Raw genomic sequence first — 25,393 nt, forward strand, 5'->3', positions numbered from 1 at the left:
ACATTGTCGACGCCCGCCGCCACGCATGTCACATGCGGTACTTTCTCCCGGACGGGGAGGGAGCCGTGTCCATGACTTCGAGCTCGATGAACGGCCGCGTGATCGCGGTGACCGGCGGCGCGAGGGGTATCGGGCGGGAGATAGCCCGACAGCTGGCTGCCGGCGGGGCGCGGGTCACGATCGGCGACGTCGACGGCGCCGCGGCCCGCGCGACCGCGGACGAACTCGGCCGGGCAGGCGGGTCGGTCGAGGGCCTCGAACTGGATGTCACCGACACCGAGTCGTTCGCCTCGTTCCTCGCCGCCGTCGAGGACCACTGGGGACCGATCGACGTGCTCGTCAACAACGCGGGCGTCATGTGGGTAGGGCGGTTCGACGAGGAACCGGAATCCGCGACGGAGCGGCAGCTCGCGGTGAACCTGCACGGTGTCATCCGCGGCGTGAGACTGGCGGCGCCGGCGATGCGTGAGCGCGGTCGCGGTCAGATCGTGACGGTGGCGTCGGCCGCGTCGAAGGTCGCGCCGCCCGGCGAGTCGACGTACGCCGCGACGAAACACGGCGTGCTCGGCTATCTGACCGGCGTCCGGGAGGAACTGCGTGGGTCGGGGGTGCACATCTCGGTGATCATGCCGGGTGTCGTCGACACCGCACTCGCGGCCGGGACCGCGACGGGCGCGGCAAAGCTACTGACCCCGGCCGACGTCGCGAAATCGGTGGTCGCGGTGATCCGGCGTCCCCGGTTCGAGGTCACCATCCCCCGGTACGTCGGGCCGCTCGCCCGACTGGTCACCGTTTTTCCGCAGTTCGCCCGCGACTTCGCGATCCGGCGAATGGTTCCCGACCAGGTGCGGTCGACGGACAAGTCGGCCCGCTCGGCGTACGAGTCGCGCGCCGTCACCGACGACGACGGCGCCGGCTCCGGCCGGAACGGAATCTGAGCGTCGCGAAACGGCGGGGCGCAGATAGAGTGGTCGCACCATGAATGCTGCTGATTCCACCGCCTCGCGGCCACCTTTCTATCTGACGACGGCGATCGCGTACCCGAACGGCGTCCCGCACATCGGCCACGCCTACGAGTACATCTCCTCCGACGCCCTCGCACGGTTCAAGCGCCTCGACGGGTTCGACGTCTTCTTCATGACCGGAACCGACGAGCACGGTCTGAAGATGCAGCAGACCGCGGTCAAGGAGGGCATCGACGTCCGCGAACTCGCCGCGCGGAACTCGGACGTGTTCGAGGCCATGGACAAGACGCTGAACATCTCCTTCGATCGGTTCATCCGCACCACGGACGCCGATCACGAGGAAGCCAGCAAGGCGATCTGGCAGAAGATGCTCGACAACGGCGACATCTACCTCGACACGTACTCGGGCTGGTACTCGGTCCGGGACGAGGCGTTCTACACCGAGGCCGAGACCACGCTGCAGGAGGACGGTTCGCGCCTGTCCACCGAGACTGGCACGCCGGTCGAGTGGACCGAGGAGTCCACGTATTTCTTCAAGCTGTCCGAATACCAGGACAAGCTGCTGCGGCTGTACGAGGAGAACCCCGACTTCATCGCGCCCGCGACGCGGCGCAACGAGATCGTCAGCTTCGTCAAGGGCGGCCTCAAGGACCTGTCGATCTCCCGCACGACGTTCGACTGGGGCGTTCCGGTGCCCGGACATCCCGAGCACGTCATGTACGTGTGGGTCGACGCGCTCACCAATTACCTGACGGGCGCCGGATACCCGGCAACGGACTCCGAGCAGTTCGGCAAGTTCTGGCCGGCGAACCTGCACATCATCGGCAAGGACATCACCCGGTTCCACACGGTGTACTGGCCTGCGTTCCTGATGTCGGCGGGAATCGAGTTGCCGAAGCGCGTCTTCGTGCACGGCTTCCTCTACAACAAGGGCGAGAAGATGTCGAAGTCGGTCGGCAACGTCGTCGACCCGGTCGCGATGGTGGAGCAGTACGGTCTCGACGCCGTCCGCTTCTTCCTGCTCCGCGAGATCTCCTACGGTCAGGACGGCAGCTACAGCCACGAGGCCATCGTCACCCGGATCAACGCCGACCTGGCGAACGAACTCGGCAACCTCGCGCAGCGGTCCCTGTCGATGGTCGCGAAGAACTGCGACGCCCAGGTCCCGACCCCCGGTGCGCTGACCGAGGACGACACGGAGATGCTCGCGCAGGCGGACGCGCTGCTGGAGCGGGTGCGCGCCGAATACGACGTCCAGGCACTGCACCTCGCGCTGGAGGCGATCTGGTCGGTTCTCGGCGAGACAAACCGGTACTTCTCCAAGCAGGAGCCGTGGGTTCTGCGCAAGACGGACCCGGAGCGGATGGCGACGGTGCTGTACGTGACGCTCGAGGTGGTGCGGATCGTCGGCATCCTCGTGCAACCGGTGATGCCGGACGCCGCGGCGAAGATCCTGGATCTGCTGGGTCAAAGCGGTGACGCCCGGCAATTCCGCGACCTCCCGACGCGCATCGTGGCCGGCACACCGCTACCCGCGCCGTCGGGTGTGTTCCCGCGTTACGTGGAGGACTGATCCGGGCGGCGTCCCTTCTTGTCGGACCCTGCATGCACACTCTCCAGCATGACGCCGAATAGAACGTACATTCGATCTTTTCACGGTGGATTCGGGAACGGAGCGCGCGTGTTCGACGACGAAGTGAGCCCTCAGGCCGCGGCAGCGGTGCACACCCTGATGGGTGAGTTGTCGGCCGCGTACGAGCGTGGGTGGCAGCCCGCCGACGTGGTGCACCTGGCCCGGAGATCGAAGGAACCGTCCGACGCGGCGCTCGCGGCGGCGGTGGTGTTGCACGAGGCGGAACGCACGCGCGCCGTGCACCGGGCACCGCGCGACTGGGTGGAGCAACTCGTCACCGTCGGCGAGCAGTACCCGGCCGCGTCGCGTCTCGCGGGGCGGGTTCCGGTCGACGGTCCGGACGTGCGGGCGCTGGCCGCCGGATTGTTGTTCGAGGACCCATACCACTCCGTCTACCAGCTCACCGACCTGTCGTCGACGTGGACGAATCTGCCCGGCTGGACAGTGCTCACTCCCCCACCATCGACGTGGCCGGTCGTGCGTGTCGCCGACCCGGTGACCGCGATGCAGGGCGAGACCGAGGCCGACGCGAAGGTACTCAACCGGATTCGCGGTCTCCTCGCCAAGGCGGAGGCCACCGATTTCGCGGAGGAGGCGGAGATATTCACGGCGAAGGCGCAGGAGTTGATGACACGCTACGCGATCAACGCCGCCCTCCTCCACACCCAGAGCGGCACCGGCAACACGGCGGTGCACAGTCGGCGGATCCATTTGGAGAATCCGTACGTCAAGGAGAAGGTGCACCTGCTCACCGAGATCGGCGATTCCAACAGGGTGCGCACGGTGTGGTTCAGTTCCCTCGCCATCGCGACCGTGGTCGGAACCCCACTCGACCTCCAGCAGGTCGACATGCTGTTCACGTCGCTGCTGGTGCAGGCCACGCGCGCAATGCAATTCGCCGACGCCGACAGTCGCGGCGGTTCACGGACCACGTCGTTCCGAAAGGGTTTCCTCGCCGGCTTCGCCAGTCGTATCGGTCAGCGGCTGCGCGACGCCGACAGCAGGGCCACCGCCGAGGCCGCCGACGAGGCGTCGATTCCCGTCTCGGACCTCCTTCCGATTCTGGCCACCAAGTCCGAGGCCGTCGACGCCGAATTCGACCGCCTGTTTCCGCGCACCAAGAAGGCGCGTGGCCGGTCCGTCGACGCGAACGGCTGGTACGCGGGGCAGGCGGCCGCCGACGACGCCTCGCTGGCTCCCGGGGATCGTGCCCTCCGGCGGTAGCGCTCGCGAGGGCGCCTAGTCCTTCCGGGACGCCAGCACCGTTTCGTAGAGTTCCCGCTTCGAGACGCCGGTGGTGGCGACGAGCGCGCACGCATCCTTGAGCCGGGTGCCGTCCGCGACGAGTCGCTCCACCTCGTCGACCAGATCGGCGGGGTCGGACGCGACGAGAGTGGCACCCTCCACGACCACCGTGATCTCGCCGCGGACACCTTCGGCGGCCCACTCGGCGAGTTCGGCGAGGGTGCCGCGGCGGACCTCCTCGTACGTCTTGGTCAGTTCCCGGCAGACGGCGGCGCGCCGGGTGCCGCCGAGCACTTCGGCCGCGTCCGCCAGGCAGTCGGCGAGCCGGTGCGGCGCCTCGAAGAACACGCAGGCGCGCTGCTCGGCTACCAACGCCTGCAGCCACGTCTTGCGCTGCCCCTGTTTCCGGGGCGGGAAGCCGTCGAAGCAGAACCGCTCGACGGGCAGCCCGGACAGGGCGAGTGCCGTCGTCACCGCCGACGGTCCGGGAAGGCAGGTCACCGCCAGATCCTCGGCCACGCACGCGGACACCAGCCGGTACCCGGGGTCGCTCACGGACGGCATACCGGCGTCGGTGACGAGGAGAACGGTCTTGCCGGACGCGACGTCGGCGACGAGCGCGGGCAGCCGGGCCGTCTCGACCTGGTCGTAGAAGCTGACGACCTTCCCGGTAATCGTCACGTCGAGCGCGGAGGCGAGGGCCTTGGTGCGGCGGGTGTCCTCGGCTGCGACGACGTCCGCTGTTTCCAGCGCCGTACGCAGCCGCGGCGAGGCGTCACCCACGTCCCCCATCGGTGTTGCGGCGAGCACTAGGCGACCAGTCATGACCCACAGCCTACGATTGCGGCGTGACGATGCTGACGGACGAGCGACCGACGCCCTCCGCACGACAGCCGTCCGTGATCGGTCCGGCACCGCTCGTGCCGCCTCCCGACTTCGGTCCCGTCGACCGCGCCCGCGGCTGGGTAGTGACGTTGTTCGTCACGGCGATCGCGGCGATCACCCGGTTCACGATGCTCGGTTACCCGACCGACGCGGGCACCCCGGTGTTCGACGAGAAGCATTACGCTCCGCAGGGCTGGCAGGTCCTCACCGGCGGCTGGCTCGAGGACAATCCCGGCTACGGGCTGGTGGTGCATCCTCCGGTCGGCAAGCAGTTGATCGCGATGGGCGAAGCGATCTTCGGGTACAACGGCTGGGGCTGGCGGTTCGCGTCCGCCGTGGCCGGGACGATCATGATCCTGCTGGTGATCCGGATCGTTCGCCGGCTCACCCGGTCGACGCTGATCGGCGGTCTCGCGGGCATCTTGCTGGTGGCGGACGGAGTCACGTTCGTCTCGTCCAGGCTGGGCATGCTCGACATCTTCCTGGCGTTGTTCGCCGTGGCCGCCCTCGGTTGCCTGATCGTGGATCGCGACCAGGTCCGCGAGCGGATGGCCCGTGTGTACGACGAGGGTCGGATCGGCGACAGCGACTGGGGTCCGCGGCTCGGGGTGCGCTGGTGGCGGTTCGGTGCCGGGATCATGCTGGGTCTGGCGTGCGGAACCAAATGGTCGGGCGTCTACTTCATCGTGTTCTTCGGGCTTCTCAGCGTCGCATTCGACGTGTCGGCGCGGCGCGCCTACGGGGTGCGTCGCCCGTGGCTGGGCGCCGGGGTTCGCGACGTCGGACCCGCGCTCTACGCGCTCGTCGTCGTGCCGCTGTTCGTGTACCTCGCCAGCTATTGGGCATGGTTCGCCAGCGAGACCGGCGTGGACCGGCATGCCGTCGGCAACGAGATCGGAACGGACGGCACCTGGTCGTTCGTGCCGGGGGCGCTGCGGTCGCTGTGGTACTACAGCGGCAACGTCCTCGATTTCCACTCGGGTCTCACCAATTCGGCGGGCAACCATCACCCGTGGGAGTCGAAGCCGTGGACGTGGCCGATGGGCCTGCGCCCTATGCTGTACTACTTCGCCGAGGGTGATCACGTCACCGGTTGTGGGGCGTCGAGTTGCGTCAAGGCAGTCATGCTCATCGGCACACCGGCCATGTGGTGGCTGGCGCTGCCGATGCTGGGGTGGGCGCTGTGGCAGTCGGTGGTGCGGAAGGACTGGCGCTACGCCGCCGTCCTCACCGCGTACGGTGCGGCGTTCCTGCCGTGGCTGACCACCCTGGACCGTCAGATGTACTACTTCTATGCGGTGGCGCTGGCGCCATTCATGGTGATGGGTTTCGCGCTGGTCCTCGGCGACGTCCTGGGCAGCGCGAAGGCGTCGTTCGAGCGCCGAACCACCGGTCTGCTCGCCGTCTGCCTGTACGTGGGTCTGGTGGTGGCCAACTTCATCTGGCTGTGGCCGATCCTCACGGCCGTCCCCATCACCCCGGAGACGTGGCAGCACCAACTGTGGCTTCCCAGCTGGCGGTGACGATCCCGCCGCACGAGTCGAGCCGCCCGGGTCCCGTGGGACCCGAGCGGCTCGCGGACTGTTCCTCTAACGGGACGAGATCCGGTCGCGACGACGCTTCGCCGCCACTCTCCGCATCTCCTTCCGCATTTCCCGGCCGTCGACGATGAGCTGGTCGCGGGACAGGTCCTTGTAGAGCGAGAAGCACAACCCGATCATCACGAGGACGAACGGTGCCGCGGCGATGATCGTCATCGTCTGCAGTCCGTCGAGTGCGGTGTCACCACCGGTCCACAGGATGAGCGCGGCCACGCCACCGGTCAGCACACCCCAGAACACGACGACCCAGCGCTGCGGTTCCAGCGACCCACGCTGCGACAGGGTGCCCATCACCATCGACGCCGCGTCGGCGCCGGAGACGAAGAAGATCCCGACGAGGATCATCACCAGGACGGTGGAGATTCCGGTGAGCGGCAGGTGGTCGAGCATCCCGAACAGCTGCCCCTCCTGGGTGTCCTGCCCGGCGAGGTCGATTCCGTCGCGCTGCTGGGCGATTCCCGCGCCACCGAAGATCGCGAACCACACGAGACTCACCGCGCTCGGCACCACGATCACGCCGATCACGAACTGGCGGACCGTCCGGCCGCGGCTGATGCGTGCCAGGAACATGCCGACGAAGGGGGTCCAGGAGATCCACCACGCCCAGTAGAAGATGGTCCACGACGACAGCCATTCACCGGTCGCCGGATCGGACGACGCTCCGGTCCGGGCCGACATCTGCGCGAGTTGCGCGGCGTACGCGCCGATCGTCGTCGGCAGCAGGTTGAGGATCAGGACCGTCGGGCCCACCACGAACACGAACAGAGCCAGGACGACGGCGAGCACCATGTTGGTGTTCGACAGCCACTGGATACCTTTTGCGACGCCCGACACGGCGGACGCGACGAAGGCCAGCGTCAGCAGGGCGACGATGGCGACCAGCAGGAACGTACTGACCTGTGACATCCATCCGACGACCTGGAAGCCGGAACCGATCTGCAGAGCGCCGAGGCCCAGCGATGCGGCGGTGCCGAAGAGTGTCGCGAAGATCGCGAGCACGTCGATGAACTTGCCGATCGGCCCCTCCGCGCGGCGGCCGAGCAGCGGGATGAACGCGGAGCTGAACAGCTGCTTGCGGCCCTTGCGGTACGAGCCGTACGCGATCGACAGTCCGACCACCGCGTACATCGCCCAGGGGTGCAGGCTCCAGTGGAACATGGTGGTGGCCATGGCAGTTCCGATGCCACCGCTCGAACCCGGCGGAGGTGTCACGTAATGCGCGAGCGGTTCGGCGACCCCGAAGAACATCAGTCCGATGCCCATTCCGGCGCTGAACATCATCGCGATCCAACTCACCGTGCGGAATTCGGGCTTCTCGCCGTCCTTGCCGAGCGGAATGTGACCGAACTTGCTGAACGCGAGCCACAGTGAAAAGAGGACGAACCCGGACGCCGACAGGACGAACAACCAGCCCATGTCGGTGACCAGCCAATCGAGCGCCTTACCGGTCGTGGTGTCGAGATTGTCGGGGGCCAGAAGCCCCCAGACGACGATTGCCGAGACCGCTGCGGCGGCGACGGAGAACACGACGTAATCGGTGCGCACACCGACCCGTTTGAGCCCTCCGCCGACCGCCGGGTCAGCGCTCCCGGAATCTTGATCAGGCAGATCAGTATTCGTTGCCATGAACAACTACGTTGGTCATTTTCGGTGGTAAAAGCAAGCTAGCCCACCACCGCACACCGAATCGAGACCCGGCGCGCGGCGTCGTTAAGCTGGGGGTTTCCCCCATCCCGAGCCTCTTCCTAGAAGCCCGTCGATGCTGAGCCGTCCGGCGCCGATCACAGCGAGGAGTAGCGACCCGACGCCGAGCGCGACGACGAGTTCGTACCCGCCGTTCGTGACGAAGACGCCCTTGTCCGCATGCACCAGAATCAGCGCGCCCAGCATGTCGAGGAACAGCAGGATTCCCGCGATCGGTGTGGCCACGCCCACGATGAGAGCAAATCCACCCGCAAGTTCGATAGTGGCGGCCGCAACAGCCGAAATGTCCGGCAGCGGAACACCCATGTCGGCGAACGACGCCTGGGTGGCCTTCACCCCGTAGTCGAAGAACTTCTGCCAGCCGTGCGCGACGAAGACCACGCCGAGCCCGATTCGTGCGATCAGCAGTGCGAGGTCGCGGAAGAGTGCAGAAGCCATACCGAGCGGCTACCTTTCTGGGTCACACTTGATGGGGTCACACCTTCTGACTTCGGCGCCGCCCTCAGTCGGCGCCGCGGAGAGCGGATTGCACGAAGCCGAGGATTTGCTCGTCGGACACCCCCAGCTTCCGCAGTTCCTGCACGTAGCCGGTGGCGGCCTTCTCGGCCCCGGCGCGAATGGGGTCACCGCCGCTCGCGATGAACGTGCCCTGCTTGCCCCGGGTTTCGATGACACCCTGCTCGCCGAGTTCCCGGTATGCCTTCGCGACCGTGTTCGGAGCGAGACCGACCTCGACGGCGAGCGCCCGGACCGTGGGGATCTTCGTTCCCGCGATCAACTGCCCGCTGCGGACCTGCTCGATGATCTGCAAACGCAACTGGTCGAACGGGGCGGTCGACGAATCCGGATCGATGTCGATGTACACGGCCGGCGCCACCTCCGTTGTTCCAGGCGTTGTATCAGACCGTAGTTGCGCGGTTGCGGCGCCGCAATGGTTACACCGCGGCGACGGCCTCGTCGATCGGCGTGGGACCGGACGTGAGCATGAGCGTCTTCTTCACCGTGTTCGGGTGATCCAGGAGCGCCGCGACGACCGCGGCGACGTCGGCGCGCGGGACGGTGCCGTGTTCGAGAGGAGGCGCGGCGAGGGTGACGTGGCCCGTCGGGTCGTCGTCGATCAGACTGCCCGGACGGATGATCGTCCAGTCGAGGTCGGTGCGGGCGCGCAGGTCTTCCTCAGCGGCCGTCTTCGCGACGAGGTAGGCGGCGAACACCTCGTCGGTGCCCTCGGGAATCGGCTCACCCGCACCGAACGAGCTGATCTGTACGAATCGGCGCGTACCCGCCTTCTCAGCGGCGTCGGCGAGGAGGACCGCTGCGCCGCGGTCGACCGTGTCCTTGCGGGCGACGCCGCTGCCCGGACCGGCGCCGGCGGCGAACACCGCGGCGTCCGCACCCACGAGCGTCTTCGCCACGTCGTCCGCGCTCGCCGTCTCCAGATCGATCACCACCGGTTCGGCGCCGAGCGCCGCCACCGCGTGCTCGTGGTCGGGGTTACGGATCAACGCGACCGCACGGTCTCCACGCGCGGTGAGGATCTTGATGAGGTGACGGGCGACCTTCCCGTGTCCACCCGCGATCACGATGCGGCGCGGAGTCGCGTCAATGTGCTCGGCCATGATCGATCTCCCTTATTCGTCGACTGTTCACGACTTACTACCTCTGGTATAGCGCTCCGTGCGGGCGGCTTTGTTCCCACGGGGCAGAATGGCCGATATGGCGAACACCGCGACCATCTACCACAACCAGCGCTGCAGCACGTCCCGCACCGTCCTCGGACTGATCCGGGACGCGGGCATCGAACCGACCGTCGTGAAGTACCTCGAGACTCCGCCCTCGCGGGACGGATTGCGCAAACTTCTCGACGACGCCGGGCTGAAGCCGAGCGAGGCGATCCGGAAGAAGGAGGCCGTCTACAAGGAACTGGGGCTCGCGCAGGCGTCCGAGGACGAACTGCTGGAAGCCATGGTGGACAATCCCATCCTCATCGAGCGGCCGATCGTCGTGACGGACAAGGGCACCGTCCTCGCCCGCCCGGCGACGAAGGTCAGCGACATCCTCTAGGCCCTCCGGGCTCGTGCGCCCTTCTGGTTGCTCCCACGACCAGAAAGGCGCACGGGCGCGAAGCGCCTACAGCGGGTCCCGCGCCACCGGACAGGACATGCAGCGGGGACCGCCGCGGCCGGAGCCGAGTTCGGAACCCGCGATGCGCAACACTTCGATGCCCGACGCCTCGAGCCGGGCGTTGGTCTCCACGTTCCGTTCGTACGCCACGACGACGCCGGGTGCGAGCGCGAGTGTGTTGTTTCCGTCGTCCCACTGTTCGCGCTCTGCGGTGACGTTGTCGAGTCCGGTGTCGATGACGCGCAGTTTGCCGATGCCCATGGCCTCGGCGGCGGCGTCGAGGAACGGATCGGCTCCGCGGATCGACACGCCCTTGTCCTCGCGGTGAATCGTGAACGCCGACAGCGTGTCCTGGATGACCGGGTACATCACGACGGCGTCGTGATCGACCATCGTGCACACGGTGTCGAGGTGCATGGACGCCCGGGCCTGCGCGATGGGCACCACCAGCACCGTGTGCGCGAGTTCGTCCTCGAAGACGCTGCGCGCCAACGCCTCGGCGCCGGCGGGGGTGGTGCGCTCGCCCACTCCGACGGCGACGACGCCGGGTGCGAGGAGCAGGACGTCACCGCCCTCGACGGGGGCCGTGTGGGATTCGTAGGCGCGCCGGGCCCCGCGGAAACGCGGGTGGTGGGCGTAGATGATGTCGGTGAGGGACGTTTCGCGGACTCGGGCGGGCAGCGCCAGCGACGTGATGGCGACACGGGGGCCGATCCAGAACGACGAGTCCCGGGTGAACAGCAGGTTGGGCAGCGGGTCGATGACGAAGTCGCCGCCGTGGTGCATCCGGCGGACCAGCGACGCCGTGTTGGCGGCGACGGGGAGTTCGTCGAAGGTCATGCCCGCGGTAAGGATGGTGGACAGTTCGGGCGCGGGGACGCTGCGGAGGTGGGCGGCCAGTTCCTGCGCCAGGGTGTGCCCGAGTTTGCGCGGGTCCACGGCCGCGCCGATACCGTGGATGCGGGCGGCGCCGCTGGCACCGAGTGTCTCGGAGAGCAGGTCGGACAGCAGCAGGACCTCGACGCCGCGGCTACGCAGCAGGTCCGCGAACGCGTCGTGCTCCTCCTGCGCGCGATCGACCCACGGCAGTCCGTCGAAGAGCAGTTGGTCGTTGTTGCGGGGCGTCAGTCGCTTCAGTTCGTCCCCGGGCCGGTGCAGGAGGACCGCACGAAGCTGCCCGACTTCGGAGTTTGCCCCCAACGGCGCAGAACCGGACGCGTTCATGTCTAGACGGTAATGCCGCCGGGCCCGGCAGGCACGCTCAAACACTCCCCCGCCGAACGTGTCCCTCGGCTCCCGGGGCGGGTAGGGTGAAACGGCGGAGGTATCTCATGGACGAGAACTCGACTCTCTCGCCGGCGCACTCGGACGCGACGGCGAGTTCTTCTGCGGACGCACCGCTACTCCCCTTCGTACCGGACGCCCTGGCCCCGTTCGCCGGTCACTGGCGCGGCGAGGGCGAGGGCGCCTACCCGACGATCGACGATTTCGCGTACACGGAGGAAATCGAATTCGACCCGACCGGTAAACCGTTCCTGGCGTACCGGTCTCGGACGTGGGAGCTCGGCAGCGGCCGGCCGCTGCACACGGAGTCCGGCTATCTGCGGCTCGTGGCCGAGGACGAGGCGGAACTGCTCGTCGCCCAGCCCACGGGTTTCGCGGAGATCCACCGCGGTCAGATCCGGGAGGGAATCATCGAGCTGTCGATGGCGTCGCTGGGTGCGTCGCCGGACGCCAAACCGGTGCACAGCATCCGGCGACAGTTTTCGGTGCGCGGCGGCGACCTCACCTACGACCTGTGGATGGCGCACGACCTGACGCCGCTCACCCACCACCTCCACGGACATCTCCGCCGCGACTGACCTCGAGTATTGTTGAGGTAACCCGGTGAAAGGTTGCCTGTCGTGGAGATGCCCGAGTGGAGAGCGAAGGAACTGACGCCCGGGCAGCTGTCGGAGCGCAGCGGCGTGGCGGTGTCGGCGTTGCACTTCTACGAGCGCGAGGGGCTGATCACCAGCAGGCGGACGTCCGGCAACCAGCGGCGCTACCGGAGGGACACCCTGCGGCGGGTGGCGTTCATCCGCATCGCCCAGCGCGTCGGGATTCCGCTCGCCGAGATCCGGGACGCTCTCGCGACCCTGCCTGAGGGCCGTACCCCGAACCGCAAGGACTGGGAGAAGCTCTCGACGCGGTGGCACGCGGATCTGGATCAGCGGATCGAGCAGTTGATCCGGCTCCGCGACAACCTGACCGGCTGCATCGGCTGCGGGTGTCTGTCGCTGGGCAGTTGCGCGATCGTCAACTCCCACGACCGGCTCGGGACGGCGGGGCCGGGTGCCCGCACGTTGGACGTCGCACTCGACAGCCCGGCGCCGGGCTCGTGAGCGTCAGCTGTCGCCGAGCCACTTCTCGATCGCGTCGCGGTCCTGCCCGACCATGTCGCCGACGAGCTTCCTGATCAGGGATTCGATCTGTCCCCCGACCAGCGGAATCTTGACCTGCACCGATCCGGCGAGTCCCAGCACGGTGACGTCGCCGGAGGCACGGAGCACCGACGTGCCCTCGATCTGCACCGGGATGCCGGTGGAGCTGCCGGTGATCCTGCCGTCGGCACGGTCGCCGTCGAGGGCACCCCATGCGTCGGCACGCTCGACCTTCAGTTCGCCCGTGACGACCTTGCGCACCAGCCCGGGGAGGGAGGACGCGCCGATGGTGTCGCGCATCGTCGCCGTGAGCGTGCCGGGGCCGCGGCTGTCGTCGAGGGTGAGTTTGTCCGGCGCCTCTTCGAACCGGTGCTGCCAGAACGCCGGATCCGTCACTGCCGCGTGCACCCGGTCGATCGGGTACGCGACCTCTTCGGAGTAGTCGAAGCTTTTCGCCATGACGGCAGCCTACGACAACTCCGTGAGTGGCGGAGGAGTCCAGGGACTCGCCGGCCACGCACGGGGGCGGAGCGCGAATCCGCCGGAACCACGGACGGGATCTGCGGGGCGGGTCCACACTGGAAAAGCAGCAGCTGAGGGCAACTCGAGCAACCGAATGAGGGTGGGCATGGCCGACGGCGAACCTCTGATTCCACCGAGTGCCGTCGACGTGGACTTCTCCGACGTCGCCTGGGGAGCGGACCGCACGATGTCCGATTTCGAGACGGGGATGTGGCGGATGGAGGAGGTGCAGCCGAAGCTGCGCTCGCCGATCGTCGCGGTCGACGTCCTCGACAAACCACCGGACTGGGAGCGGCTGGTGCGCGCCCACGAATGGGCGTCGCACATGGTGCCGCGCATCCGGATGCGGGTGGTGGAACCGACTTTGCGGCTCGGCAATCCGATGTGGTCGGTCGACCCCGAGTTCGATCTCGACTATCACCTGTCGCGGGTGCGACTGCCGGAGCCGGCGACGTTCGACCACGCGCTGCGGATGTGCAGGCACATGGCCACCGAGCCGTTCGACCGCGCCCGGCCGCCGTGGAGCGCGATGCTCATCGAGGGGCTCGAGGACGGCCGCGCGGTATACGTGGTGAAGACGCACCACAGCATCACGGACGGTCTCGGCGGCATCCAGTTGATGACGCTGCTGCACAGCAGGCGCCCCGAACCGTCACCGGACAAACCGGATCGGCCCGCGCCGCTGCCGGAACAGATGTCGGGCGGGGGCGCCTTGTTCGAGCAGGCCCTCGACAACGTGCGCAGCGCCCCGGGCCGGATCGGGGGCCTGATCCGCGGCGCCGTGCGCACCGCGCGGACCGTCGTCACCGACCCGGTGGGCAGTGTCGCGGAGGTCGCCGGGTACGCGAATTCGATCCGGCGAGTCGTGACCCCTCCCCCGACGACGGGTTCGGATCTGCTCCGCGACCGCGGGCTGGGACGCTGGTTCGGGGTGCTCGAGGTGAGTGTCGACGAACTGCGTTCCGCCGCTCACGTCGCCGGCGGATCGCTGAACGACGCATACGTGGCGGCCCTGCTGGGCGGTTTCCGCCGCTACCACGAATCGTTCGGGCACGACCTCGAGACGATCCCGGTGGGGATGCCGGTGAGCATGCGGTCGGCGTCGGATCCGACCGGGGGCAACCGATTCGCGGCGGCCCGGTTCGCGGGACCTGTCGGTGAACGCGACCCGGTCGCGCGGATCAAGAAGGTCCGCGCGATCATTCTCGGCCTGCGTCAGGAACCCGCGCTCGGGCTGCTGGACTCGGCGGCCCCGATCCTGGTCCGGATTCCGACGGTGGTGCTGGCCAACTGGTACCTCTCGCAGTCGACGGGCCTCGATCTGCAGGCCAGCAACGTCGCGGGGGTCCCGGTGCCCGTGTATCTGGCCGGTGCCCGGATCGAGCGGATGTTCCCGTTCGGGCCCGCCCCCGGCTGCGCTGTGATGGCGACCCTGGTCTCCCACGTCGGCACGTGCTGCATCGGTGTCAATCTCGACACCGCCGCGGTCACCGCGCCGGCGCGGTTCATGGTGTGCCTGCAGGAGAGTCTCGACGAGATCGTCGAACTGGGCCGTGAGTGAAAGGAAGGCTGTCGCGATGGACGAGCAGACGACACGGCCGCGGGTCTATCTCATCGAGACGATGAGCGACATGGAGGACGACGTTCTCCGGACGTGGCTGGAGCGGCAGGCGAACGACCACGGGCAACCGCCGCCGACCGTCCGCGTCACCGATCAGGCTCTCGCCGATCTCGCACGGCGGAAGGATGATCCGCTGCTGACCCCGCTCCGGGTGGTCTGGCTGCCGAAGGAGACCCATCCGGACGGCGCGCAGCGGCTGCGGGAGACGCTGTCGCTCCGCGACCCGTTGCACCCCGGCCAGAACACGCAGCGCCGCGTGATGCGCGACGACCCGGCTCGCTGCCAGGTCCTGGAGGGCGACCCGGCGCCGCTCAGCGACCTCGAACGCCGGCTCGCCGAGAACGGCGGCGGGTCGCTGCCCGACTTCATCCGCCGCCAGGCCGCGCTCACCCTCGAGCGGGCCGAACGCACGCTGCTCGGCACGCAGTACAAGGTGTCGAGGTTCGTCGTCGACGAGATCACCGACGCCAGCCGGTACCACGACGGCACCCGCGAACTGGCGGCTGAGTTGAACCTCCCCGTCGCCGAGGTGGACCGCCGCGCCCGCGGCGCGCTGGACGAGATGGTCGCCGCGCAGAGCAGGCGGGCCATCGCACTGTGGGACCAGTTGGGCCGCTACTTCTCCCGCGCCTACCGCCTCGACGTCGACACCACCCGGCTCGACGACCTGCGGGAGCTGAACAAGGAACATTCCCTTGTGTTCTTGCCCAGCCACCGCTCGTACCTCGACCCGCTCGTGTTGCGGCCGGCGCTGCTCGCCAACGACCTTCCGCTCAACCACGTGATGGGCGGTTTGAACATCAACTTCTGGCCGATCGGACCGATCGGCAAGCGCAGCGGCACCGTGTTCATCCGCCGGAAGATCGAGGGCGACGAGATCTACAAATGGACGCTCCGCGAGTACATGCGCTACCTGCTCACGAAGCGGTTCAACCTCGAGTGGTATATCGAGGGCGGGCGCAGCCGCACCGGCAAGCTGCGGCCGCCGCGTTTCGGTCTGCTCAACTACCTCGCGAAAGCCTTCCAGGACAGCGGGATGTCCGACGTGTACCTCGTCCCGGTGTCGCTGACCTACGACCAGCTCTACGAGGTCGGGGCGATGGCGGCCGAGGCGCACGGCCAGGCGAAGAGCAAGGAGAGTCTGCGCTGGCTCTTCGGATACGTTCGGGCCCAGGGTCAGCGGCACGGTGTCGCGCACGTCAACGTCGGCAGGCCGATGTCGCTGGCGGACTACCTCGCCCAGGCGGACGACCTGCGGCTGGCGGTGCAGAAGACGGCATTCGAGGTGTGCCACCGCATCAACGAGGTCACCCCCGTCACGGCGTCGTCGCTCGTCATGCTCGCGTTTCTCGGCATCGAGGACCGGGCGCTCACCGTCGCGGAGGTCGGTGCCATTCTCGGACCCCTCGTCGACTACATCACGGCGCGCTCGTTGCCGACCGCCGGCGACGTCGACCTCACCGATCCGCAGGTGATCCGCAAGGCGGTGCGCACGCACCTCGACTCCGGGGTGCTCCGGAGTTTCGATCAGGGCAGCGAACGGGTGTTCTACCTCGGGCGGGATCAGCACCTCGTGGCGGCGTTCTACCGCAACAACACGATTCACTTCCTGGTGATGCGGGCGATCGCGGAGATGGTGCTGCGGGCGGCTGTCGATCAGCAGTTCACCGATCCGCTGAACGACGGGTGGGACGCGGCGCTGCGCATCCGCGATCTCCTCAAGTTCGAGTTCTTCTTCAGCGAGAAGGACACCTTCCGGAAGGAACTGCGGGCCGAACTGGACCTGATCGACCCGGCGTGGGAGTCGAATCTCGGCGACCCGCAGCACGCGGCGAACCTGTTGTCCGGGATGCGCATTCATCTGGCACATCGGGTTCTGCAGCCGTTCCTCGAGGCGTACGCCGTGGTCGCGGGTCAGTTGCTGCGCACTCCGGTGGACCGGAAGTTCGACGAGAAGGCGTTCATGACGGCGTGTCTCGCGCTCGCCGAGCAGCGACGGCTGCGGCAGCAGATCGGGAGCAGCGAATCGATCTCGGCGGAACTCTTCACGACTGCGCTCAAGCTGGCACGGAACCGGGGTCTGGTCGAACCGAATGCCGAGAACATGGCGGCTCGGCGGGTCGAGTTCGAGGCCGAACTCCAGGGCCTGATCGCCCAGGTGCTCCGCATCCGGGCCATCGCGCACGAGAATCTCGACCAGATGGGCGGCAGGTGAGTCGATGAGCGATCTCCGCAGTCTCCATGACGACATCGCGGCCGCCGTTCCCGGCCCGGCCACCCTCGCGGCGTTCGATCTGGACGGCACGCTGATCAGCGGGTACTCCGCGAGCGTCGTGTACCGGGACCGCCTGCGCCGCTTCGACATCAGCGTGGCCGAACTGCTGCGGACCACGGGCGCCGCGGTCGACACCCGATTCCGGGGTGCGGACGTCGGCAATCTGATGCGCATTGGTGTGGAGAGCCTTTCCGGGCGCATGGAGGACGAACTGCAGGAGTGGGGACAGCGGCTGTTCCGCCAGGAGATCGCGCGGATGATCTTCTCGGAGGTTCGCGGATTGCTCGCCGCGCACCGGCATGCCGGTCACCGGGTGGTGATGGCCACGTCCGCCACGCCGTACCAGGCACTGTCGGTGGCCGCGGATCTCGACATCGACGTCGACGACGTCCTGTGCACGCGTCCCGAGGTGCTGGACGGGATGCTCACCGGGAAACTCGAATCGCCCGCGCTGTGGGGTCCGGCCAAGGCCGAGGCACTACGTGAGTACGCGGATGCGCACGGCGTGGATCTGGGCAACAGTTTCGCGTACTCCAACGGCGCCGAGGACGTCCCGATGTTGAAATCGGTGGGACATCCGGTGGCCTTGAATCCCGACCGCAAGCTGGCGGCCACCGCCCGGCAGAACGGATGGCCGTCGGTGCACCTGCGGCCACCGGAGAGCGGTGCCGACCCGATGTCCATCGCCCGCACGACCACGGCCATCGGCGCTTTGATGGGTGCAGCGGCGTTCGGTGTCTCCGCCGGCCTGCTCACCCAGAACCGGCAGACGGGAGCCAATCTGGTCGGCAGTTTCGGCCCGGATCTCGCGCTCGCGATCTGCGGTATCAACGTGCGCGTCAAGGGCAGGGAGAATGCGTGGTCGGCCAGGCCCGCGGTGTTCATGTTCAATCATCAGAGTTCCCTCGACATGCTGGTGATCGGCAGCGTCATCCGACGCGACGTCACCGGTGTCGCGAAGAAGGAGGCCGCGCGCGATCCCCGGTTCATCCCCGTGGGTGCGCTGCTCGATGTGGCGTACATCGACCGCTCCGACAGCACGAAGGCCCGAGCGGCGCTGCGTCCGGCCGTCGACAAACTGCAGTCCGGCATCTCCATCGCGATCGCCCCCGAGGGCACTCGCTCGGCGACCCCTCGCCTCGGCAAGTTCAAGAAGGGCGGCTTCCACCTGGCGATGCAGGCGGGTGTCCCGATCGTGCCGATCGTCATCCACAACGCCGGTGAACGGATGTGGCGGAACTCGCTGGTCGCCCACCCCGGCACGGTCGACGTCGACGTGCTCGCTCCCGTGCCGACCGACGGATGGGACCTCGCGGACCTCGACCGGCACGTCGACGAGGTGCGCTCACTGTTCGAGGACTGTCTGCACGCCGGGCATCGCTGAAAAATTCTTCGAAGAAACTTTCCGAGAGATGTCGAGAACCTCGGATGTGCTCCGTCCTGTCCCTGAAAGCGCCAGAATGGGCGCCACACCGGGTGAGGAGACAACGATGCCGAAGTTCATGTTGCTGCAGCACTACGAGGGCGGCGCGGGCTGCGACGTGCCCATGACCGAGTGGAAGCCGGAGGAGGTGCAGGCGCACATCCGGTTCCAGCAGGACCTCAACGCGGAACTCGTCGCGAAGGGCGAACTCGTCGACGCCCAGGGCCTCGCCGGACCGGACGCCGCGAAGCGCGTCACGTTCGACGGTAAGGGCGCTCCGGTGGTGACCGACGGGCCGTTCCCCGAATCGAAGGAACTACTCGCCGGGTACCGCATGATCGACGTGGAGTCGGAGGCCCGGGCGCTGGAGATCGCCGCACAGACGTCGGCCGCACCGGGCCCGGGCGGGGCCCCGATCCAGCAGGCGATCGAGGTGCGGCAGGTGATGGGCGCGCCCGACACCGATCTGTGAAGACCGACCCTGCCACCCTGGACCTGCTGCGCGAACTGGCGCCGCAGGTCCTCGGTGTGCTCGTGCGGCGGTCAGGTGATTTCGAGGGTTCCGAGGACGCGGTGCAGGAGGCGCTGCTCGCGGCCGCCGAGCACTGGCCGCGGGAGGGGCTGCCGGACAATCCGCGGGGGTGGCTGATCCAGACCGCCACCCGCAAGATGACCGATCAGATCCGCAGCGAGATCGCCCGCCGCACACGGGAGGACGTGGTCGCCCGGCAGGCGCCGCCGTCGGCGGACGTACCGGATCGGGACGACACCCTGCTCCTGCTGTTCCTGTGCTGCCATCCCGCTCTGACACCGGCCTCGGCCATCGCGTTGACGCTGCGCGCGGTCGGGGGTCTCACCACCGCCGAGATCGCCAATGCATTCCTGGTGCCGGAATCGACCATGGCTCAACGGATCAGCCGCGGAAAGCAGCGCATCACGACGTCGGGGATACCGTTCCGCCGGCCGACGGGCGACGAGTGGACCGAACGCCTGCGCTCCGTCCTGCACGTGCTCTACCTGATCTTCAACGAGGGGTACGCCAGCAGCATCGGCGACCGTCTGCACCGCACCGAACTGTCCGCCGAGGCGATCCGGCTCACGCGGGCCGTGCACGCGATGCTGCCCGACGACGGTGAAGTCGGTGGGCTGCTGGCGTTGATGTTGCTGACCGACGCCCGCCGTCCCGCCCGCACCGGCCCGCACGGCGAACTGATCCCGCTGGCCGAGCAGGATCGCACGCGGTGGAACCGGGAGTTGATCGCCGAGGGACAACGCCTGGTGATGGACGCCGTCGCCCACGGGTCGGTCGGGGCCTACCAACTGCAGGCCGGAATCGCGGCAGTGCACGACGACGCGGAACAGGTCGAGGACACCGACTGGGCGCAGATCCTCGCGCTGTACGGACTGCTCGAGCGGATGTCCGACAATCCGATGGTGACGCTCAACCGCGCGGTGGCCGCGGCGATGGTGCACGGACCGGCCACGGGGCTGACGATGCTCGAACCCCTCGACGACGCCCTGGCCGGGCACTACCGACTCGACGCCGTCCGAGCCCACCTGTTCGACCTGGCGGGCGACCCGGATTCGGCGCTCGCACACTATCGCGCGGCCGCGAACCGCACCACGAATGTGCCGGAACAGCAGTACCTCGCGGCGCAGGTGGCCCGGCTCAGCGCTCGCGACTGAACGCGCACGACCCCGACCACGCGCTACGTTCCCGCCCGAACACTCCCGGTGAAGAAGAACGGGGCCGTGGTGCCGAAGCTAGTCCATTGTGCTCACCTACGATTTCCGAGAGTCCCCGACTCCATCGGTGAACGGCGACTCTCGACACCTGTCGGCTCGAGGTCGAATCATCGCTCACCGCCTACTAGGCATACCGCTCCGGCACCCCGAAAAGGTTTCACGATTCGAGTAGCCGGCTACGCGCGACGGGGTTCCCGCCGTACGGAAGTGTCGGTGAAAACCGCTGCACACGAAGGGGAGCAGGACGATGAGCGACCGCGTCAAATCTGTCGATGGAACGGACCAGCCGCGACGCGAGTTTCGGCTCAGCATGCTCGTGGCGTCGATGGCCATCGTCGGCACGCTGATCGGTTCCGTCTGCGGAGGGGTGTTCACCCTGCTCAACACGTCGAATCAGGTCACCGCGACGGTGAACCAATCCGAGAACGAGTTCCTGCGAACGCAGCGGCAGCAGATCTACTCGGAACTCCTGACCGCGGCCAACGAGGTGCGCCTCAGCTCGGGTGCCATCTCCATGGCGTTCGACAACTTCGAGGGCCCGCTGCTCCTGGCCACCGTGCAGGACATGATCGGACCCCTTCACGACCAGCAGGTCCGGTTCGTCTCCAAGTTCGCGGCAGTGGAGTTGATCGGATCCGCACCGGTGATGGAACCCGCCCGCCGAATGCTGACGGAGTATTCAGCCGGAACCGAGGCCGTCGGCTGGCTCACCGTCGATCTCGCAGACGACGACACCGTTCCCGCGGACACCCTGTCCACGCGCCAGCAACAGTTCGTCGAGCATTTCCAGTCCGGGAGCGGCGCCCAGGAAGACTTCCTCACCGCCGTCCGGGCGGAACTCGGCATCCACGATCTCGGCGACCAGCCGTAATCACCCACGAGCAGGAGGCGAGGGCCGCATCGAATCCGCTCGCCGGAACTGCGGCGAGGGCACGATGGGGAGATGCCCGCGACAGAACCCCCATCCATCCAGCAGGCCTCCGCCGTTACCGCGGAGCCTTCGCTGTTTCCCCGCATCTGGGCGCTGCTGCGTCCCTACCGCGGGTGGCTGATGCTCGTCGCCGCCGCGATCGTCGTGTCGTCACTGCTCGGCATCGTCAATCCCTTCCTCACGAAGGCGGTGTTCGACCGCGCACTGTTTCCCACCGACGGCAGCGGTGTCCATCTGACGTTGCTGCTGTGGCTGGTGGTGGCCATGATCGCGGTGACGCTGGCGGGTTCCGTGATCGGCGTCGGCCAGAGTTACCTCACCACCAAGGTCGGGAACCTGTCGATGGCGGATCTGCGGGAGCGGCTCTTCGCCCACCTCGAGAAGATGGAACTGGCCTTCTTCACGTCCACCAAGACCGGTTCCATCCAATCGCGCCTGGCCAACGACGTCGGCGGGGTGCGCTCCGTCCTCACGACCACGGCATCGAGCATCCTCTCGAACGTCGTCACCGTCACAGCCTCCCTCATCGCGATGCTGCTGCTGTCGTGGCAGCTGACCCTCCTCGCTGTCGCACTGCTTCCCGGATTCGTCTATCTGCAACGGCGAGTCGGCGCCCGGCGACGGGTTCTGGCGCGCAAGACGCAGGAGTCGTTGTCGGACATGACCGCGATCACCGAGGAAGCGCTGAGCGTCTCGGGGGTGCTCCTGACGAAGGTATTCAACCAGGCCGACACCGAACTCGACCGGTACCGGACAGAGAACGCCCGGCAGACCGAATTGCAGGTGCGGCAGGCCATGACCGGTCAGGGTTTCTTCGCCGTCGTCAGTTCGTTCATGGCGATCACTCCTGCCCTCGTCTACCTGCTGGCGGGATATCTCGTCAGCGGCGGTTCCGCGGCACTCTCGGCCGGCACACTCGTCGCATTCTCGACCCTGCAGGCCCGGTTGCTGCAGCCGTTGGTCTCGCTGATGCGGGTCACTCTCGACGTCCAGACGTCGATGGCGTTGTTCCGCCGCATCTTCGAGTACCTCGACCTGCAACCCGCGATCGTGAATCGGCCGGATGCCGTCGAACTGCCCTCGGGCTCACCCGGGCGGGTGGAATTGGACGACGTGTACTTCGCGTACCCCGCGCCCGTCCGGTTGGCCACCGCGGATCCCGACCCGGTGGCACTGCGCAGCCTGGGTCGCGGCGGAGGCGGCGGCCTGCGCGGAGTCTCGACCGCGGCGACTCGCCTGCCCTCCGCGGCGGCGCCCGTAACGCCACCGCCGGACCATCGCAGCCGGCGGTGGGCGGTGGCGGGCACCTCCCTCGCGATCGAACCGGGGCAGCTCGCCGCCTTCGTCGGACCGTCCGGTGCAGGGAAGACCACACTCTGCTACCTCGTGCCGCGACTGTACGAGGTGAACAGAGGCTCGGTCCGGGTCGACGGCTACGACGTGCGCGACCTCACGATGAGCTCACTCGCCGAGGCCGTCGGGATGGTAACCCAGGACCCGTATCTGTTCCACGCGTCGATCGCCGACAATCTTCGATATGCCAAGCCGGACGCGACCGATGCCGAGTTGCGAGCCGCCGCCGAGGCCGCCAATATTCACGACCGCATCCTCGGATTCGACGACGGATACGACACCCTGGTGGGTGAGAGAGGGTTCCGCCTCTCCGGCGGCGAGAAGCAGCGCTTGGCCATCGCCCGGGTGCTGTTGAAGAACCCCCGCGTGCTGATCCTGGACGAAGCGACGTCCGCGCTCGACACGGTCTCCGAGCGGCTCGTCCAGAAGGCCCTCGGCGAGGTGATGCGCGGACGGACCACCCTCGCGATCGCCCACCGCCTGTCCACCATCCAGCACGCCGACGTGATCTTCGTGATCGACGAAGGAACCCTGATCGAACGCGGCACGCACACCGAACTCCTTGCGCAACAAGGGCTGTACGCACGACTACACGCGGAACAGTTCGGCGCCGGCCAGGTGGAGTGCCGATGCACCGACGGCGTGCGATTCACCGACGGGACCGTGCTGGCCCCGAGCTCCCGCACGGGAACGGGAGAGTTCTAGCTCCTACAGGAACTTGCTGAACTGATCGTTGGCCTTCTGCATTACGTAGTCGTAGGGCGGCGAGAACTTGCGGGCCCACCAATAGCCGAACCGGATGTCCGGCGAGGTGTACACCATGTACCGGTCCTTCTTGATGCCGGCGATGATGCAGGACGCGACCTTCTCGGGGGTGACGGCCCGCTTCTCGAAGCGGTGGATCGCCTTCTGGATGCGCGGGTCGTCGCGATCGACTCCAGCGATCTCGACGGTGCCCACCAGCGGCGTCTGCACTGCGCCGGGAACGACGAGACTGACCCCGATGCCGTGCCGTTTGAGGTCGAACCGGAGAACCTCGGACACCCCGCGGAGCCCGAATTTGCTTGCGCTGTACGCCGCGTGCCACGGCAGGGCCAGCAGCCCGGCCGCCGAAGAGACGTTGACGAGGTGACCGCCGCGCCCCGCACGCACCATCGGAGGCACGAACGTCTCGATGACGTGGATCGGACCCATCAGGTTGACGTCCACCATGGACTTCCAGTGCCGGTGCTCGAGGTTCTCGACCGTTCCCCACGCCGAGATGCCGGCGACGTTCATGACGACGTCGAGACTTCCGAACTGTTCGTGGACATCCGCGGCGAATGCGGCAACGGCGTCGTAATCGGACACGTCGAGCGCACGGGAGAAGCTGACGGTGCCGCCGCGGCTGCCGACCTGTTCCACCGTCTGCGCCAAGCCGACCTCGTTGATGTCGGTGAGGAACAGTTCGGCGCCCTCCCCCGCCGCCGACAGGGCCGTCGCATGCCCGATCCCGCTACCTGCACCCGTGATCAGGCACTTCTTGCCGTCGAGCGTCTTGATCGCCATAGTCGTGCGAGCCCCCCGTCGTCACCGATCCGTGTCGGCTGGAAGTCTACGCACGCATTCTGTTTGCGCGCATGCGTCCACGAGGGCGCTCGTCGCACGAACGCACACGAGTCGACCCCGCTTCCGGGGCCGACTCGTGACGGTTCACAACCGCTGCGTCATTTCTTCCTGATAGGTGCGAATCGTCTTCTCGATTCCGTTGGCATCGTCGTCGTGTCCTCGATGCCGGGCGTCGTCGGCGCGCTCGCGCAGAACTCGAATCGCCTTCCGAAGCTCGGCGTCACTCATTCTGTGTTCCATATCACAATCATTCCCGACGGCTTCAGATTTGACCAGACTCGGGGGCGTGAGGAGGTGCGCAACCCGCCCGAGCTGGACAATCGTTCAACGGTGGCGAACAGACTCGTTACCCGCACGGCCGCCCGACCCATTACAGACGGCGACACAGACGCCGCCGTCCGTGCGGATGCCACCACTTCGCAGTAGTGTTCACGAGGCTCCGCGGTCCACGAGCGACATTCGGACGTTGCAATGCGCAACGCAACACAATGCGCCTGAGCAGGGCGAACAAGCGGGACGACCCTCGGGCACACGGCCGGCAACCCCGCCAGCTAACTCTCAGTGATTGAAGGAGCAACCATGCGGTTGCCGCCCTCGCACGCATCGGATGTCACAGGCGCACCACAATGCACATCAGCAGCTCTGTTGAACTTTCAACACTAACGCGAGCGTGACGAGCACAGAGGGCTCTCTCAGCGCCGTCGCGACGCACGCGCGCGTCCCGCAGTCGTCGAAACATATAAGAAATACGATTGACGCAGTCCGGCGGCCTTTTGCCCCTATCCGCGTGAGTTATCAATCGGTTATCATCGTGGTACGGTGTCGTTCACACGACTGACGCCCGCACGAGAGAGGACCCGGCGGCTCACAATGGCAGATTTTGCTGCTCGGCTGAACAAGCTCTTCGATACGGTCCACCCTCCGGGACGCAAACCGCATACCAACGCTGAGGTCGCGGCAGCACTCATCGCGGACGGGCATCAGATCTCGAAGCCCTACATCTCCCAACTTCGGTCGGGGCAACGCACCAACCCCTCGGACGAGACGGTCGCGGCGTTCGCCCGCTTCTTCAAGGTGAAGCCCGACTATTTCTTCAACGACATCTACGCAGCGAAGATCGACCACGATCTCGAGCTTCTCTCACAACTCCAGGGATACGGACTCCGCAAGCTCTCCAGCCGCGCGTTCGACCTCTCCGAAGAGTCCCAGAGTCTGCTCACCACGATGGCCGAGAAGCTACGGGCCAGCGAGGGCCTGCCGGAGGTCCCACCGGACGCATCGCGCTGATCTCTCGAAACTCCTGGGCGACAACTAGTTCGGTGCAAAGTGGCAGT

24 protein-coding genes are annotated in these 25,393 nt (G+C 67.3%); 15 read left to right on the top strand and 9 right to left on the bottom strand.

What is annotated here, in order from left to right; translation table 11 throughout:
• Positions 1-71: 71 nt before the first annotated feature.
• The 3 genes from H0B43_RS08275 (at position 72) to H0B43_RS08285 (ending at position 3,822) form a co-directional block, all read left to right on the top strand.
• The gene (locus H0B43_RS08275; RefSeq protein ID WP_397517482.1) at positions 72-938 is read left to right on the top strand and encodes an SDR family oxidoreductase; all 867 of its coding nucleotides are present in this window, start codon (positions 72-74) and stop codon (positions 936-938) included.
• A 40-nt stretch (positions 939-978) separates the two neighbouring features.
• A complete protein-coding gene (metG, locus tag H0B43_RS08280) occupies positions 979-2,538 on the top strand; it encodes a methionine--tRNA ligase (RefSeq protein ID WP_185728358.1) in 1,560 nt (519 codons plus the stop codon).
• Positions 2,539-2,646: 108 nt separating this feature from the next.
• Positions 2,647-3,822, top strand: a complete 1,176-nt coding sequence (locus tag H0B43_RS08285) for a DUF2786 domain-containing protein (RefSeq protein WP_185728357.1) — start codon at positions 2,647-2,649, stop codon at positions 3,820-3,822.
• Positions 3,823-3,837: 15 nt separating this feature from the next.
• Here H0B43_RS08285 and rsmI read toward each other — a convergent pair whose 3' ends face one another.
• A complete protein-coding gene (rsmI, locus tag H0B43_RS08290) occupies positions 3,838-4,668 on the bottom strand; it encodes a 16S rRNA (cytidine(1402)-2'-O)-methyltransferase (RefSeq protein WP_185728356.1) in 831 nt (276 codons plus the stop codon).
• Positions 4,669-4,697: 29 nt separating this feature from the next.
• On the opposite strand from rsmI, the gene H0B43_RS08295 reads away from it, so the two are divergent.
• Positions 4,698-6,251 (top strand): dolichyl-phosphate-mannose--protein mannosyltransferase, encoded by a 1,554-nt coding sequence (locus tag H0B43_RS08295; protein ID WP_185730061.1) that lies wholly within the window; start codon positions 4,698-4,700, stop codon positions 6,249-6,251.
• 66 nt (positions 6,252-6,317) lie between these two features.
• Here the strand turns inward: H0B43_RS08295 and H0B43_RS08300 are convergent, their stop codons facing one another.
• The 4 genes from H0B43_RS08300 to H0B43_RS08315 form a co-directional block, all read right to left on the bottom strand.
• Entirely contained in the window at positions 6,318-7,955 is a 1,638-nt protein-coding gene (locus tag H0B43_RS08300; protein WP_185728355.1) for a BCCT family transporter, read from the bottom strand.
• A gap of 84 nt (positions 7,956-8,039) precedes the next feature.
• Entirely contained in the window at positions 8,040-8,471 is a 432-nt protein-coding gene (locus tag H0B43_RS08305; RefSeq protein ID WP_185728354.1) for a DoxX family protein, read from the bottom strand.
• A gap of 64 nt (positions 8,472-8,535) precedes the next feature.
• On the bottom strand, positions 8,536-8,910 hold the full coding sequence (locus H0B43_RS08310) for a GntR family transcriptional regulator (protein WP_185728353.1): 375 nt from the start codon (positions 8,908-8,910) through the stop codon (positions 8,536-8,538).
• Positions 8,911-8,968: 58 nt separating this feature from the next.
• Positions 8,969-9,652, bottom strand: coding sequence for an NAD(P)H-binding protein (locus H0B43_RS08315; RefSeq protein ID WP_185728352.1), 684 nt, complete (start codon positions 9,650-9,652; stop codon positions 8,969-8,971).
• Positions 9,653-9,740: 88 nt separating this feature from the next.
• On the opposite strand from H0B43_RS08315, the gene arsC reads away from it, so the two are divergent.
• Entirely contained in the window at positions 9,741-10,097 is a 357-nt protein-coding gene (gene arsC / locus H0B43_RS08320) for an arsenate reductase (glutaredoxin) (protein WP_185728351.1), read from the top strand.
• A gap of 66 nt (positions 10,098-10,163) precedes the next feature.
• Here arsC and arcA read toward each other — a convergent pair whose 3' ends face one another.
• Complete coding sequence (gene arcA / locus H0B43_RS08325) at positions 10,164-11,381, bottom strand: arginine deiminase (protein ID WP_185728350.1); 1,218 nt, start codon at positions 11,379-11,381, stop codon at positions 10,164-10,166.
• A gap of 107 nt (positions 11,382-11,488) precedes the next feature.
• Here arcA and H0B43_RS08330 point away from each other — a divergent pair, with 107 nt between their 5' ends.
• Together H0B43_RS08330 and soxR are read left to right on the top strand one after the other, a co-directional pair.
• Entirely contained in the window at positions 11,489-12,019 is a 531-nt protein-coding gene (locus H0B43_RS08330) for an FABP family protein (protein ID WP_185728349.1), read from the top strand.
• Between the two features lie 42 nt (positions 12,020-12,061).
• Positions 12,062-12,541, top strand: coding sequence for a redox-sensitive transcriptional activator SoxR (soxR, locus tag H0B43_RS08335; protein ID WP_312033868.1), 480 nt, complete (start codon positions 12,062-12,064; stop codon positions 12,539-12,541).
• Between the two features lie 3 nt (positions 12,542-12,544).
• Here the strand turns inward: soxR and H0B43_RS08340 are convergent, their stop codons facing one another.
• A complete protein-coding gene (locus H0B43_RS08340) occupies positions 12,545-13,039 on the bottom strand; it encodes a DUF2505 domain-containing protein (protein WP_185728348.1) in 495 nt (164 codons plus the stop codon).
• Positions 13,040-13,208: 169 nt separating this feature from the next.
• Between H0B43_RS08340 and H0B43_RS08345 the strand changes: the two genes are divergently transcribed.
• The 7 genes from H0B43_RS08345 to H0B43_RS08375 all read left to right on the top strand — a co-directional run bounded on the left by H0B43_RS08345 (position 13,209) and on the right by H0B43_RS08375 (position 23,156).
• Entirely contained in the window at positions 13,209-14,663 is a 1,455-nt protein-coding gene (locus H0B43_RS08345; RefSeq protein WP_185728347.1) for a wax ester/triacylglycerol synthase domain-containing protein, read from the top strand.
• A gap of 16 nt (positions 14,664-14,679) precedes the next feature.
• A complete protein-coding gene (locus H0B43_RS08350) occupies positions 14,680-16,938 on the top strand; it encodes a glycerol-3-phosphate 1-O-acyltransferase (RefSeq protein ID WP_185728346.1) in 2,259 nt (752 codons plus the stop codon).
• A gap of 4 nt (positions 16,939-16,942) precedes the next feature.
• Complete coding sequence (locus tag H0B43_RS08355) at positions 16,943-18,382, top strand: HAD-IB family hydrolase (RefSeq protein ID WP_185728345.1); 1,440 nt, start codon at positions 16,943-16,945, stop codon at positions 18,380-18,382.
• A 106-nt stretch (positions 18,383-18,488) separates the two neighbouring features.
• A complete protein-coding gene (locus H0B43_RS08360) occupies positions 18,489-18,893 on the top strand; it encodes a YciI family protein (RefSeq protein ID WP_185728344.1) in 405 nt (134 codons plus the stop codon).
• Positions 18,890-20,107: an RNA polymerase sigma factor gene (locus H0B43_RS08365; RefSeq protein WP_185728343.1), complete on the top strand. Its 1,218-nt coding sequence runs from the start codon at positions 18,890-18,892 to the stop codon at positions 20,105-20,107. The genes H0B43_RS08360 and H0B43_RS08365 overlap by 4 nt, the downstream gene beginning before the upstream one ends.
• Before the next feature lie 307 nt (positions 20,108-20,414).
• On the top strand, positions 20,415-21,038 hold the full coding sequence (locus H0B43_RS08370) for a hypothetical protein (protein ID WP_185728342.1): 624 nt from the start codon (positions 20,415-20,417) through the stop codon (positions 21,036-21,038).
• A gap of 72 nt (positions 21,039-21,110) precedes the next feature.
• On the top strand, positions 21,111-23,156 hold the full coding sequence (locus tag H0B43_RS08375; RefSeq protein WP_185728341.1) for an ABC transporter ATP-binding protein: 2,046 nt from the start codon (positions 21,111-21,113) through the stop codon (positions 23,154-23,156).
• A gap of 3 nt (positions 23,157-23,159) precedes the next feature.
• Here H0B43_RS08375 and H0B43_RS08380 read toward each other — a convergent pair whose 3' ends face one another.
• Both H0B43_RS08380 and H0B43_RS08385 read right to left on the bottom strand, forming a co-directional pair.
• Entirely contained in the window at positions 23,160-23,999 is an 840-nt protein-coding gene (locus H0B43_RS08380) for an SDR family oxidoreductase (protein WP_185728340.1), read from the bottom strand.
• 144 nt (positions 24,000-24,143) lie between these two features.
• Positions 24,144-24,287, bottom strand: a complete 144-nt coding sequence (locus H0B43_RS08385; RefSeq protein WP_162850290.1) for a hypothetical protein — start codon at positions 24,285-24,287, stop codon at positions 24,144-24,146.
• A 642-nt stretch (positions 24,288-24,929) separates the two neighbouring features.
• Here H0B43_RS08385 and H0B43_RS08390 point away from each other — a divergent pair.
• Complete coding sequence (locus H0B43_RS08390; RefSeq protein WP_073360053.1) at positions 24,930-25,346, top strand: helix-turn-helix domain-containing protein; 417 nt, start codon at positions 24,930-24,932, stop codon at positions 25,344-25,346.
• The last annotated feature ends 47 nt before the right edge of the window (positions 25,347-25,393 follow it).

It is taken from the genome of Rhodococcus sp. 4CII (genome assembly GCF_014256275.1).
GTDB lineage: Bacteria > Actinomycetota > Actinomycetes > Mycobacteriales > Mycobacteriaceae > Rhodococcus_F > Rhodococcus_F wratislaviensis_A.

Excerpts from the sequence above, each read along its gene's own strand:
- H0B43_RS08355 (WP_185728345.1), top strand. The coding sequence starts at position 16,943 with ATGAGCGATCTCCGCAGTCTCCATGACGACATCGCGGCCGCCGTTCCC.
- arsC (WP_185728351.1), top strand. The coding sequence starts at position 9,741 with ATGGCCGATATGGCGAACACCGCGACCATCTACCACAACCAGCGCTGC.
- H0B43_RS08295 (WP_185730061.1), top strand. The coding sequence starts at position 4,698 with ATGCTGACGGACGAGCGACCGACGCCCTCCGCACGACAGCCGTCCGTG.
- arcA (WP_185728350.1), bottom strand. The coding sequence starts at position 11,381 with ATGAACGCGTCCGGTTCTGCGCCGTTGGGGGCAAACTCCGAAGTCGGG.
- H0B43_RS08330 (WP_185728349.1), top strand. The coding sequence starts at position 11,489 with ATGGACGAGAACTCGACTCTCTCGCCGGCGCACTCGGACGCGACGGCG.
- H0B43_RS08305 (WP_185728354.1), bottom strand. The coding sequence starts at position 8,471 with ATGGCTTCTGCACTCTTCCGCGACCTCGCACTGCTGATCGCACGAATC.
- H0B43_RS08360 (WP_185728344.1), top strand. The coding sequence starts at position 18,489 with ATGCCGAAGTTCATGTTGCTGCAGCACTACGAGGGCGGCGCGGGCTGC.
- H0B43_RS08340 (WP_185728348.1), bottom strand. The coding sequence starts at position 13,039 with ATGGCGAAAAGCTTCGACTACTCCGAAGAGGTCGCGTACCCGATCGAC.
- H0B43_RS08350 (WP_185728346.1), top strand. The coding sequence starts at position 14,680 with ATGGACGAGCAGACGACACGGCCGCGGGTCTATCTCATCGAGACGATG.
- H0B43_RS08375 (WP_185728341.1), top strand. The coding sequence starts at position 21,111 with ATGCCCGCGACAGAACCCCCATCCATCCAGCAGGCCTCCGCCGTTACC.
- H0B43_RS08300 (WP_185728355.1), bottom strand. The coding sequence starts at position 7,955 with ATGGCAACGAATACTGATCTGCCTGATCAAGATTCCGGGAGCGCTGAC.
- rsmI (WP_185728356.1), bottom strand. The coding sequence starts at position 4,668 with ATGACTGGTCGCCTAGTGCTCGCCGCAACACCGATGGGGGACGTGGGT.
- metG (WP_185728358.1), top strand. The coding sequence starts at position 979 with ATGAATGCTGCTGATTCCACCGCCTCGCGGCCACCTTTCTATCTGACG.
- H0B43_RS08380 (WP_185728340.1), bottom strand. The coding sequence starts at position 23,999 with ATGGCGATCAAGACGCTCGACGGCAAGAAGTGCCTGATCACGGGTGCA.
- H0B43_RS08345 (WP_185728347.1), top strand. The coding sequence starts at position 13,209 with ATGGCCGACGGCGAACCTCTGATTCCACCGAGTGCCGTCGACGTGGAC.
- H0B43_RS08315 (WP_185728352.1), bottom strand. The coding sequence starts at position 9,652 with ATGGCCGAGCACATTGACGCGACTCCGCGCCGCATCGTGATCGCGGGT.
- H0B43_RS08370 (WP_185728342.1), top strand. The coding sequence starts at position 20,415 with ATGAGCGACCGCGTCAAATCTGTCGATGGAACGGACCAGCCGCGACGC.
- H0B43_RS08390 (WP_073360053.1), top strand. The coding sequence starts at position 24,930 with ATGGCAGATTTTGCTGCTCGGCTGAACAAGCTCTTCGATACGGTCCAC.
- H0B43_RS08385 (WP_162850290.1), bottom strand. The coding sequence starts at position 24,287 with ATGAGTGACGCCGAGCTTCGGAAGGCGATTCGAGTTCTGCGCGAGCGC.
- H0B43_RS08275 (WP_397517482.1), top strand. The coding sequence starts at position 72 with ATGACTTCGAGCTCGATGAACGGCCGCGTGATCGCGGTGACCGGCGGC.